The following is a 12,528-nucleotide window of genomic DNA, read 5'->3' as shown; positions in this document are numbered from 1 at the left end:
TACATTGTAGTTATTAGTTATATCTGTTGTAGCAGCTCCTTTGCTTACTGAAAGTCTAGACATATCTCCTAGAGCTAAACCTTTAATTGTTATGGTGTCTGTTTGAGTGTTATCACTAAGACTTCTATTAGTTTTAAGAATTAAGAGACTCGCATTCTCTGCTACACCTTGAAGATAATCGTTATAAGGATTAAGGAAAGGAGCATCACCACCAATATTGTTATCTTTTAAAACAAGTTTTACTCCATCTTGATAGGTTACTCCTAAAACTTTATTCTGACTAATGTCTGTAGAACTACTATCAAAACTATCACCTACACTTCCATCTTTTTGAGTTGTTATGTCATTACTATTTGCAAAAATAAATGTAGTGTTTCCTGATGTATTACTTGCATAAGAAACATTAGCACCAATATTGACTTGACCCTGCACAACAACATTTACATTACCACTCTTGTTTTCAACATTAAACATGGAAGTGCCTAAAGCATTGAGTGATGCATTTGAAGTTCTAAGCACAATATTTGTAGTTCCACCATTATTGGTTAGAGTTCCTGATAGATTCTCTGGAAAACTTACTGATTGTTTATTTGCACTTACAATATGATTTGGTAACCAAATACTATTTTCAAAGATTAGGTTATTGGTTCCACCATTTGTCTCAATATTACCAGCTAGGAAAGAAAGTCCTTCAGGAATTGAAGTATTTAATTGTCCTATCTCTTGGTATTTAGATGCTTCTTTGCCTACAATTTTAATATTATTAGTTCCACCACCATTTGCAGTGACATTACCCTTGATTATATTAGTTGTTCCATTCTCAAAAGTTATAGTATTAATCCCTTCTCCTGGACCCTGAAAAGTTGAACGTGCAAGAATATCACCCTGAATAAAATTAGTTGTTCCATCTTTAAAAGTAATAGTATTAGTTGCAGCATCTGCATCAATACTACCTATGATAGCATTCTTTGCTTCCGTGTTTTCTGCTGATAGTGGTTGCTGTGAAGCTAATCCAAATACGATGGTATTTTTACCCTTGTTCTTATCGCCATTGAAGGCTGCATAAATTTTTCCTTCAATAGTGTTTGAAGCACCATTTGCAAAAGCTATAATATTTTCTCCAGCATCAGAGGAAATATTACCTATGATTTTATTGGTTCCTGAAGTATTGTTAAATTTAATATTATTTGAAACATAAGCTCCAACCGCAGCTTCGATTTTTCCTTTTATCGTATTTACAGAAGTATTTGCACCAAAAATAAGATTATTTTCTGCATATCTTTTAGAGTTATTGTTGTTAATATTTGCTGTTGCAGATATGATTCCTTCAACTAAATTAGTGGAGTTATTTCCATTAAAGTTTAGGGTATTTTTCATTGTCTTATTATCTGTGTTACCAGCTGCTTGGATAGCAATACCCTCAACACCATTTTCACTTTGAATGGTAGCATTTCCATTGAAAGTGAAAGTTGCGGAAGCACTAGTATTTGTAGTGCTAAAATAGCCTGTATAGATGATTTCTTTTGAAGTTTTAAGAGTTGCATTTTTCTCAAAAATAAATTCACTATTTCCACGATGAGTCCAAGCTCTTTGAGTGATTACATCACTTTTAAAAGTAAAAGTATTAGAACCCTCTGCAGAGCTATCATAGATTGTAATATCTCCCACAGATACTGCATTACTTGTGCTAGAGCCATCTTCTTTTACACTAGAAGAATCGCCAAAAGTAAATGCTATCTTGGCACTGGAAGAATTATCTTTTCCAATATCGATATATCCATCCATACCATATTTAAAATCAGCACTAAAATTATTGCCTGTGCCACCTCCAACAATACTTAAATTTCCCTTAAATTGTTTCTTTTCTGCGATAAGTTCAAAGGTTTTAGAATTTTGATTATTGAAGTTAATAGTCATTAGCTTACCTGCAAAGTTAAACTCCTGTTCCGTAAAGTTAGTATCTTTTAATGTAACCTTACTTACACCACTTCCAAAGGTAACTTGACTGCCTGTAACATCAACTGTGGTTCCAGAGTCACCTCCAAATTTAAAAGTAATATTATCCTTTATAGGTGTACAGTTATTTGAACCTATGCAATCGGTATTAGCTTCTTGTCCATACAAAGTACTCCCAAGCAACAAAGCCAAAGAGCTAGCAACAACTGGTTTAAAGAAAGTTTTCTTTAAAGTTTTATTAGAAGCTAAAAAAGCAGTAGCTCCTCCTAAACTATAATTTTTCACATTCATAACAATCTCCCTGATTTTTATATTTAACATTTCCAAAGTTTTCAAACACACATATAGGGGATTTGAGGTGGATTCTTGTTATTTAGATAATAAAATATTAATAACCAACTAAAATAATGAAATAAACCCTTCTTTTATTAAGTATTGAAAGTTTTGAAAATGTGAATGGAGATTGTAGCCTATTTTTTATAATTTTTATATTAAATTTTTAATAAAAACTAAAAATAATTTTATTTATTTCTTATTTTTAAAAGTTAAAAGCTTAACCTTTATAATTGTATTACCTCAATTTTTAAACTACTGATTTCTTGTAATGAGACTTGTTGGCAATTTAAAGAATTTGATCCACTTTTCTTCCTCAATCCGGTGCTCTCCATCATCCACCTCGTGATCAAATCCCTGAAGATGCAAGATAGCATGTATCAAAAGCAGGGCAATTTCTTGCTCTAAAGAGTGCTTATAACTCAAGGCGACTTCCTGTGCAATATCAACACAAATAGCTATACTTCCAAGAGGAATATGCTCAAATCCTCCCATATCATCAAGCGGGAAGCTCAAAACATCTGTGGGAGTATCTTTATGGCGATAAAGTTTATTTAATTCTTGAATTGTGTCTTTGGCTACTAAGATAAGATCAATATCCCTATCTGACATAGTCTCTGCAATAAGACATAAAAATGAAATGTCTATATCAACCTTTGTTTGATTCTCTACTTCTAACATTAAAAATCAAACAAATCCTGTATTGTGTATAGGCCACTTTGCTTATCTCTTAGCCACAAGGCAGCATCTAAGGCTCCCTTAGCAAAAGTTAATCTTGAAGTTGCATTATGCAAGAATTCCAAATACTCTCCATCAGCATAAAACCCTACAGTATGCCTACCTGCAACATCTCCGCCTCTTAGACTCACTACAGCTATTTCATCTTGACCTCTTGCACCTATTGTCTTACTCCTATCACCAATCAAAGCTTCTTGTAAATTTAAACCTCTTGCATCAGCACAAGTTTGTGCCAGTGTCAAAGCGGTTCCACTAGGTGCATCTTTCTTGTTTCTATGATGTATCTCACAAATCTCAATATCAGAATCAAGAAAACTCCTTGCTACCATTGCTATTGCTTTGTTTAAAATTGCAACACCCCTTGACATATTTGTCGCATATAAGATAGGTGTCTTGATAGATAGTTTATTAATTTTTGAAAAAGTTTCTTCATCAAGCCCTGTTGTCCCACTTACTAGAGGTTTTGGAAATTTTTCTAGAGCCTCTAGTAAAGACCTTGTAGCCTGTGGTAGTGAAAAATCAATGATTACATCGCTAGCTTGAATAAATCGCTCTAAATCATTTGTCACAAGACAATTTTTAGGTAAATCAAGTTCCAAGGAACCTCGAACAAAAATTGCTCCCAACTCACATTTATCACTTTGTTTCACTAGATCTATGAGTAATCTACCTACCCTGCCGGTTGCACCAAAAATTCCTACTTTTATCACTTTTTTCTACTTTATTGAATCTAAATATGCAATTGCTTGAAGAGCAGCTGTAGCACCATCTGCAGCAGCACAAACTACCTGCTTTGAAGCCTCTATTCTAAGATCTCCAGCAGCAAATAGACCCTCTACACTAGTATGCATCGATAAATTTACAATGACACTACCATATTTATCCACATCACAAAGCATACTGCCATCTTCTTGCTTTAAGATTTGGTTATTAACCTCATAACCTACAAAGATAAAAATACCAGGAACTTGCAATTCTCTTAATTCATTTGTTTGGATGTTTTTAACCAAAACACCTGTAACCCCCATATTATCACCTTTGATTTCTTCTACTGTGCAAGGAGTTAAAAACTCAATCTTTTCATTTTTTTTAGCGTGCTCCAAAGTTATAGGTGCAGCTCTAAAGGAATCTCTTCTGTGGATCAGATACACTTTCTTACACATTTTTGTAAGATAAATTGCCTCTTCAATAGCCGTATCTCCTCCTCCAAGCACCGCAACCTCTTTATTTTTGTAAAAAAAGCCATCACAAGTTGCACAAGTACTTACACCTTTTCCCCAAAATTCACTTTCACCCTTAATGCCTGTTCTCTTTGGTCTTCCTCCTGTTGTAACAATAACAGACTTTGCCTCAACCATTTTCCCATCATTTTGGTAAATCTCAAAATTTTGGCCTTTTTTGCTTATCCTTTGAACTTCTGCTATCTCCTGCTTTAAACCAAAGCGAAAGCATTGTTCTTGCCAAGGCTGCATAAAATCTAAACCACTTTGCACCTCTTTTACACCAGGATAGTTTTCTATCTCACTACTACCTGTAATCTGACCTCCAGGCATACCTTTTTCAAATAAAACAACATTCTTAATACCGCCTCTTGTGGCATATAATCCAGCAGAAAGACCAGCAGGACCACCACCAATAATTGCCAAATCTATCATTTTAACGTCCTTAATTTATTTTAGAATTGTTGCTATAGTATTATTAAAAATTCAACCATTAGGAATCTTTTTTAAGATTCCTAAAAATTACATCAATGAGTCAATTTTATCTTTGAGGGATTGTTTTGAAGTTGCGCCTATAACCTGATCTACAATTTGACCATCTTTCATAAATAAAATAGTAGGAATACTTCTAATTCCATATTTTGCAGAAAGTTCATCTTGCTCATCTGTATTTACTTTACAAATTGCCACCTTTCCATCATACTCATTTGCAAGTTCATCAATTACGGGAGCAAGCATTCTACAAGGACCACACCAAGGTGCCCAAAAATCTACAACCGCTAAACCTTTACTTGTTATAGAATCAAAATTTTCTGCATTTAAATCGACATATTTTCCCATATATAATTCTCCTAAAAAAATATTTTCGTAGAAGATTATACTTAATTTACAAATCAAAAGATAATATTTTCCAAGAAGTTTATTTTATCCTTTTGGATACAGATCGCATCTATACAATATTGTCTATCAATTTTATTTTGCATCAAAAAGTATTGGATTGTTTTTTGTATTTTTTGGAGTTTTTTTGGTGTGATTGCATAAATTGGATTAAAATTCTCCCCACTTTTTACCTCAACAAAATGCAATACCTCATCCTTTAGTGCAACAATGTCTATTTCACCAAACTTGGAATAAAAATTTTGTGTAACAATCTCAAACCCACAGGATATGAGATACTCTCTTGCCATTTTTTCAGCAATATTGCCTTTTTCTCTACTCATCTTCAATACGAATAAAAAAAGATTCGCTCTCTATGAAATCTTGCTGATCTATCTCTTCTAAAGCATTATAAATATTAGATTCTTGGCATTTATGAGTAGTAAAAAGCAACTTTGCTACTTCATCTTGTGCTTGTTTTTGTAAAAAAGCTTGAATGGAAATATCATTCTTGCTTAAAATACTTGAAATCTTTGCTAGAACCCCTACCTTATCATAAGCACTCAAACGGATATAATACCTACTTTGGATCTTTTTCTTATCTCTTAGGGTTAATGAGGAATTATTTTTTTCAAAACCAAGCATTGTAGAGTTCTTACCTCTTGCAATCTCAATCAAATCACTAATTACTGCACTTGCTGTCGCATCTCCACCGGCACCGGCGCCATAATATAGTGTTTCACCCACTCTATCTCCAGTTACACTAATTCCATTCATCACACCATCTACTTTTGCAATCATCTTGTTTTTATCAATCAAAACAGGATGAACCCTAAGTTCTATCTCATTTTGAATTTTCTTTGCAATACCCAAAAGTTTAATCACAAACCCAAATTCATCTGCAAAAGCAATATCATTGGAATTAATCTTTTCAATTCCCTCAATCAAAATATCTTCTGGTTTTGCATCAATTCCATAAGCTAGAGATGCTAATATCAAAAGTTTATGTCCTGCATCATAACCATTGATATCTAATGTTGGATCAGCTTCAGCATACCCTAGATTCTGAGCTTGTTGCAATGCTTGGTTAAAATCAATTTTATTTTGTATCATTTGTGTCAAAATATAATTACTTGTGCCATTTAAAATCCCTTTTAAAGACAAAATATGGTTGGCTCCTAGTCCATCTCTAAGGGCTTTTATAATTGGTATTCCACCACATACACTTGCTTCAAACCCAATAGGATAATCTTTTTCAATTCTTTGTAAATCATAGCGATGATAGGCCAACATTGCCTTATTTGCAGTTACGAGACTTTTTTGTTTGGATAATACCCTCTTTGCAATTTCAAAAGCCTCTTCAACACCTCCCATAAGTTCTACTACAATTTCAATACTTTCATCCTCAATCACAAAATTTACATCATCACTCAAAGCAATATCTACATCTCTTTTTTTGTCTAGATTTTTTACTACTCCTTTTGTAACAACAAGTTTTGCACCTGTTCTAGCACTGATAATATCCTGATTTTCTTTCAAAATTTTTACAACACTACTCCCAACTACCCCCACTCCGATTATTCCTATTTTAATTTCTCTCATTAATGCCCTTTCTTATCAAAATTTATACGAGGATCAATTACAACATATAACAAATCACTCAATAAACTAGCAATTAACCCAAATAAAGTAAAAATATACAAAGTCCCAAATACAACAGGATAATCACGATACAAAAGACTATCATATCCCAAAAGCCCCAAACCATCAAGACTAAAAACGATTTCAATTAGCAAAGAGCCAGAAAAAAACATTCCCAAAAATATGGTAGGAAAAGAAGAAATTACCAAAAGCATCGCGTTTCTAAAAATATGAAAATACAAGATTTTTTGTTCATTAATTCCTCTAATCCGAGCATAAACTACATAATATTTTTGCATTTCATCTAAAAAAGAGTTCTTCACTAATAGTGTCAAAGTAGCAAAACCACCTATACTAAGACAAATTACAGGTAGAGTTATATGCCACAAATAATCTTTAATTTTACCCCATAAGTCTAAAGAATAAAAATCATCGCTTACCAGCCCCCTAAGTGGAAAGATATCAAAGTATCCTCCAGCAAATAACACAATCAGTAAAATTCCAAATAAAAAAGCAGGAATTGCATTTGCCATAATTATAATAACGCTAGTTATAACATCAAACCTGCTTCCATCCCTATAAGCTTTTAAAATTCCCAATGGAATCCCTATCAGATAAATTAAAAGCGTGCTAAAAATACCTAAAGAAATTGAAACAGGCATTTTTTCTTTTATCAAATCCAATACGCTAATCTTACGAAAATAGCTCTCTCCAAAATCAAATTTTAAAAACTGCACAATCATATCTTTATAGCGCTCAAAAATTGATTTATCAAAGCCATAGAGTTTTTTTAAAGACTCAAGTGCTTCAGGGTCTAAATTATCATTACCATAAGCCCCAATTTTTGAGCTTGTTATACTTGTTTCTGTTTTGGCTTGAATATTTTGAATCTTATGAACTATCTGCTCTATGGGCCCACCTGGAGCTAGTTGAATGATAAAAAAATTAATGGTGAGAATCCCAAAAAGTGTGGGTATTAATAATAAAAGACGTTTTATAATATATTGATACATTATTCTTCTATCCACCATACATAAGGGGTAAAACCATAAAGTGGCGAATTGCTTGGCATTTTAATTCTATCCCAATATGCGATACGATAATAGGGTAAATAAAAATGAGGAATTACATAAAAACCCCAAGATAAAACCCTATCAAGAGATTTAGTAATGGCAATCTGCTCTTGTTTATTTTTTGATTTGATTAATCTTGCTATAAGGTCATCAACGATTTCATCCTTAATTCCTGCATAGTTTCTACTACCCTTTGTATCCGCACTCTTAGAACTCCAGTAATAAAGTTGTTCGTTGCCTGGAAATAAAGACTGGCCAATGATTCCAACTATCATGTCATAATTAAAGTTCCTCACAAGGGTGTTATAACGACTTGAATCTACAATCTCTATCTTCATCTTAATCCCTAAAATTTCCAAATTCTTTGCATATGCAAGTGCCAATCTTTCAAATGCTGGATTTTCTAAAGTTAGTGTAAAGACAAAAGGTTTTTTTGTTTTAGAATCAACAAGATGAAAATCTTTTATTTCATAACCTGCTTTTTTAAGTAACTCTTGCGCATATTTAAGATTCTCTCTTTTAGAATAACCATCACCTGCAGTCTTAGGAATAATAAATTCCTCTTTTAATAGCCGAGGATATTTTTTTGCAATCAGATCTTGATAGGGTTCTAAAATCTTTAATTCTTCTTGCGTAATTTTTCCCTTCATCGCATAAATTGAATTATTAAAAAAACTAAGAGTTCTACTATATTGAGAAAAAAATAAATTTTTATTGCTCCATTCCCCATCAAAAGCATAAAGCAAAGCTTCTCTAACTAGGGGATTTTTGAAAAACTCTTTTCTGGCATTCATAAAAAACCCCTGCATTCCACTAGGAAGCATATGTTTTATCATCACCTTATGAATCCTATTCTCTCTAACATCTTTTCCTACATAACCCCTGGCCCAAATTTTTGCCGTTGTTTCAATCCGCCAATCATAATCCCCTTTTAAAAAGGCCTTAAGAGCAACACTCTCATCTTTATAGTAATCAAAAACCACTTTATCAAAATTAAAAAAACCCTTTACTACCGGTAAATCCTTTGCCCAATAATCTTTATTTTTTTTAAAAATAATTTTTTTACCTATATCAAAACTTTCCACAGAATAAGGACCGCTACCCAGTGGTTTTTGCAAAACATTATCACCAAATGTATTAACTTGATTTTTTATATAAAAATGTTTGGGTAATATTTGCAGTTGTCCTAAAATCAAAGGCAATTCTTTATTTTGATTTGTTTTAAATACAAACTGTATATTTTGAGAATCTAAAACTTTAGCCTCTTTTACATCTGCATAATATTGAGAAAAAATAATTGAACCCTTTTGCATTAAAGTATCAAAACTAAATTTTACATCCTGTGCAGTTACCCTCACCCCATCATTAAATCTAGCTAAGGGATTAATGTGAAAAATTACTGAAAAATGATCATCAGCAACTTGGATATTATCAGCAATAAGTCCATATTGGCTATAAGGCTCATCAAGGCTTTGAACCATCAAAGTGTCATAAATTAACTCTAACCCTTGTGCTGGATTCCCTTTTAATATAAAGGGATTAAGACTATCAAAACTACCTATCTCATAATTCCTAAAAACTCCCCCTTGTTTTGCATTTATATTTACATAATCAAAATGTTTTAAATCCTTATATTTTACTTCTCCATCTAATGCAATAAAGGGCTTAGCAAAAACAATACAAAAGCAAAAAAAATAAAAATAGAAAAAAGGCTTTAATTTATCAACCATTTTTCTATTACATCCATATCTTCATAGCTTGTCATATTGATTGTAATAGGAGTAATTGAAACATAACCTTGCTTTGTAGCATTAAAATCAGAAACAATACCTTCTCTATCTTTCCAAGCAAGTGGCTGCAATCCAATCCAATAATACTCATTACCCCTGGGATCCCTGTTTAAATGTGCATTGTTTGCATAGAGACGGTAGCCTTTTTGAGTAACTTTATAACCCTTAAAATCTTTAATACTAATTTGTGGAACATTAATATTTAGGAATTTTCGATCACCTAGCGGGAACTTATTTTCAAAAATCTTTAAAACAATTTCCCTAATTACTTTTTTTGCAAGAGCAAAATCAAACTCTTGAGCTAAATTTTTATCTTTTAGTATTTGTGAAATTGCTAAAGATGGAATTCCTTGTATTACTCCCTCAATAGCTCCCGCAGCAGTTCCAGAGTATGTAACATCCTCTCCCATATTAGACCCTAAATTAATCCCTGAAATAATAAGATCAGGCTTTTGCCCATCTTTATAAATTGCATTCATTGCAAGATAAATACAGTCTGTGGGGCTTCCATCATCAAGCTTATAAAAATCATCATCTACCTTGACAAATTTTAAAGGCTTTGTGAGACAAAGACTATGGCCACAGGCAGATTTTTCGCTAGCAGGTGCCACAATTAAAACTTGTGCAATATCACTTAGCGCTTCTTTTAAACTTAATAAGCCCTTAGAATCAAAACCATCATCATTTGTTAATAAAATTTTTTTCATTATTTTTCCTCAAAATATTTACTCAACAAGATTAAAAGTTTTTCTTGCAACCTGATATCAAACTTTTCTAACATTGCCAAAATTTCTTCTTTAATTTTTTGAGCTTCTCTTCGCGCTCCATCAAGCCCTAGTAAATTCACATAGCTATTCTTATTACTATCATTTTGTGTAGTCTTACCCGCTTCTTGATCTGTAAGAGTGGAATCAATGATATCATCGCGTATCTGAAAATACACTCCCAATTTTAATCCAAAATCATAAAAATCTTGTATTTCCTTTTGGGATAAATCTGCAATAATTGCCCCCATTTTCAAACTTGTGGCAATGAGCTTTGCGGTTTTATTTAAGTGTATAAAACAAAGTTTATCTAATGAAAGTTGCTGATTTTCAAAGTAACAATCTAAAGCCTGTCCCAAAACCATGCCATTAATTCCACCATTATAAGCCAAAGCCTCTATCAAACAAATTTTTACTTTAGGATCTAATCTTGCTTGTGAGAGCAGATAAAAACTATAAGTATTTAATGCATCTCCTATTAAAATTGCTGTTGCTTCATCATAGCTTTTATGTAAAGTTGGATGCAACCTTCTTAAATCTGCATTATCCATACTAGGCAAATCATCATGAATTAAAGAATAAGTATGCAAACATTCTAAGGCCAAGGCAGGTAAAAAGGCATTTTTCATTAAAGTTGGAGTATATGCATCTACAACACTTAACAATAATGCTGGTCTAAATCTCTTACCTCCATTTAAAAGCATCTCCCAAAATGCTTTCTGTAGGTTAGGATGAAAACCCTCTAGCTTTGGTTCTTGTTGCCTTAAAAACTCCTCAAATTCTTGTAAAAACATTAAAACCTCAATTATTAGGATGAATTTTTAAACTAAATTGAAAGCCATTTCTACTGATAAGCATTTCAATAAAACCATATTCTGTATAAGTATCTGAAAGTACTTTTCTTAAATTTGAAAAAATTTCCCCTTCAAGCTTTCGTGGATCTTGTTTATGGATCCACAAGATCCTATCTCCTCTTTTGAGGTTTTCAAGTCCATTATTCAAATTTTTACTTAAACGCTTTATCACTAAATCTTTATCAATCTTTATTCCTTGACTTTCAAAAAAAGTATCTTGTAGTAAATAGCCACCAAAAAGCTTCTTTACAACTACTTTAAAAGTTTTTGTTACACTCTTCCCATTTTCCAGTCTTAAAACACTAACACTTGCTTTACTTTCATAGGCTAGGTTGGCAACAATCCATTCTACATTTGTTTTTTCTGTGATCTTATTATCATTGATTTGAATGATAATATCCCTAGGTTTAAAAGGATTGTTTTTAAAAAACGGATCAATCTCTCTAACCCTATTTTTATCTAACCTTATTCCTATATCCCCATAATAAGCCTCATCTTGAGATAAAAATCTTTCAAGATATTTTTTATCAATAAAACCATTATCTGCACCAATACCATAAATTTGATAGCATATATCTCCAAGTACTGCATTTGGCTCAATAATTTGATTTAGTTTTCCATATTTTAAAAAACCCTCTTGCATTTGCAAGACTTTAGCTTCTTTTGATCCCTTGCTTCCAATGATAGCAATCTGAATATCTTGAGGTTTTTTTTCTAAATCTCTTAGAACATAACCTTTGGGATTCTTTTTTGCATCAATTAGATAAAGTCCAATAAAAGGATCAGATCTTAATACATATTCACTAATCAAAGGTTTTTTAGAATAGGCAACATAATACACCTTATCCTGGTATAAAATTGGGACTGAATCTATGTCTTTTACTTTCCACACCACCTGCTGGTAGTGCTTCTGACAAAAAGAAAAATTCATCCCAAATAATAAAGAAAAAGGAAGAAAAATAATAAAAGAATAAAAAGGTATCTTAAGCAAAGGGTTTCATACCCCCTAAAAGATTCAGTGCCATATTTTTTTTATTTTCTTCAACACTTCTATAAGCATCATTTAAAGCACTCATCAATAAAATCTGCAAAGACTCTTTATCTTCTAGTAAACTATCATCTATACTCAAATCTATAAGCTCTCCAGCTCCATTGATGCTTACGCTAACTAAACCACCACCACTCTTTGCACTTAAAACTATACTCTTGGCCTTCTCTTGCAAATCTTCAACTTCTTTTTGCATTCCACCAAAAATATTTTTCAAACCCTCAACATCAAACAT

General features: G+C 32.4%; 13 protein-coding genes. All 13 read right to left on the bottom strand.

All coding sequences use genetic code 11. The features are described 5' to 3' along the window. A partial coding sequence (locus tag C6H31_RS06965) for a hypothetical protein (protein WP_158657716.1) occupies positions 1-2,247 on the bottom strand: 2,247 nt, incomplete at its 3' end. A gap of 297 nt (positions 2,248-2,544) precedes the next feature. Continuing rightward, positions 2,545-2,970, bottom strand: coding sequence for an rRNA maturation RNase YbeY (gene ybeY, locus C6H31_RS06960; RefSeq protein ID WP_104698097.1), 426 nt, complete (start codon positions 2,968-2,970; stop codon positions 2,545-2,547). Then, positions 2,970-3,737, bottom strand: coding sequence for a 4-hydroxy-tetrahydrodipicolinate reductase (gene dapB / locus C6H31_RS06955; protein WP_104698096.1), 768 nt, complete (start codon positions 3,735-3,737; stop codon positions 2,970-2,972). The genes ybeY and dapB overlap by 1 nt, the downstream gene beginning before the upstream one ends. Positions 3,738-3,743: 6 nt before the next feature. Continuing rightward, positions 3,744-4,682, bottom strand: coding sequence for a thioredoxin-disulfide reductase (gene trxB / locus C6H31_RS06950; protein WP_104698095.1), 939 nt, complete (start codon positions 4,680-4,682; stop codon positions 3,744-3,746). Between the two features lie 87 nt (positions 4,683-4,769). Beyond that, positions 4,770-5,087, bottom strand: a complete 318-nt coding sequence (gene trxA / locus C6H31_RS06945) for a thioredoxin (protein ID WP_104698094.1) — start codon at positions 5,085-5,087, stop codon at positions 4,770-4,772. A 53-nt stretch (positions 5,088-5,140) separates the two neighbouring features. Continuing rightward, the gene (locus C6H31_RS06940) at positions 5,141-5,467 is read right to left on the bottom strand and encodes a YraN family protein (RefSeq protein ID WP_104698093.1); all 327 of its coding nucleotides are present in this window, start codon (positions 5,465-5,467) and stop codon (positions 5,141-5,143) included. Further along, positions 5,460-6,725: a homoserine dehydrogenase gene (locus C6H31_RS06935; RefSeq protein WP_104698092.1), complete on the bottom strand. Its 1,266-nt coding sequence runs from the start codon at positions 6,723-6,725 to the stop codon at positions 5,460-5,462. The genes C6H31_RS06940 and C6H31_RS06935 overlap by 8 nt, the downstream gene beginning before the upstream one ends. After that, positions 6,725-7,777, bottom strand: a complete 1,053-nt coding sequence (gene yejB, locus C6H31_RS06930; RefSeq protein ID WP_104698091.1) for a microcin C ABC transporter permease YejB — start codon at positions 7,775-7,777, stop codon at positions 6,725-6,727. Before yejB ends, C6H31_RS06935 begins: the two co-directional genes overlap by 1 nt. Next, a complete protein-coding gene (locus C6H31_RS06925) occupies positions 7,777-9,567 on the bottom strand; it encodes an extracellular solute-binding protein (protein WP_104698090.1) in 1,791 nt (596 codons plus the stop codon). The genes yejB and C6H31_RS06925 overlap by 1 nt, the downstream gene beginning before the upstream one ends. Then, positions 9,552-10,334 carry a 5'/3'-nucleotidase SurE gene (surE, locus tag C6H31_RS06920; protein WP_104698089.1) on the bottom strand — a complete coding sequence of 261 codons (783 nt, stop codon included), beginning with the start codon at positions 10,332-10,334 and terminating at the stop codon, positions 9,552-9,554. Before surE ends, C6H31_RS06925 begins: the two co-directional genes overlap by 16 nt. After that, positions 10,334-11,185 (bottom strand): polyprenyl synthetase family protein, encoded by an 852-nt coding sequence (locus C6H31_RS06915; protein ID WP_104698088.1) that lies wholly within the window; start codon positions 11,183-11,185, stop codon positions 10,334-10,336. The genes surE and C6H31_RS06915 overlap by 1 nt, the downstream gene beginning before the upstream one ends. A gap of 7 nt (positions 11,186-11,192) precedes the next feature. After that, complete coding sequence (locus C6H31_RS06910; protein WP_104698087.1) at positions 11,193-12,236, bottom strand: DUF7488 domain-containing protein; 1,044 nt, start codon at positions 12,234-12,236, stop codon at positions 11,193-11,195. Then, positions 12,229-12,528, bottom strand: coding sequence for a YbaB/EbfC family nucleoid-associated protein (locus C6H31_RS06905; protein WP_104698086.1), 300 nt, complete (start codon positions 12,526-12,528; stop codon positions 12,229-12,231). The genes C6H31_RS06910 and C6H31_RS06905 overlap by 8 nt, the downstream gene beginning before the upstream one ends.

Source organism: Helicobacter sp. 'house sparrow 1' (assembly GCF_900199585.1).
Taxonomy (GTDB): Bacteria; Campylobacterota; Campylobacteria; order Campylobacterales; family Helicobacteraceae; genus Helicobacter_H.
Note: the sequence above shows the minus strand (reverse complement) of the source record. Positions and strands in the feature narration are given on the sequence as shown.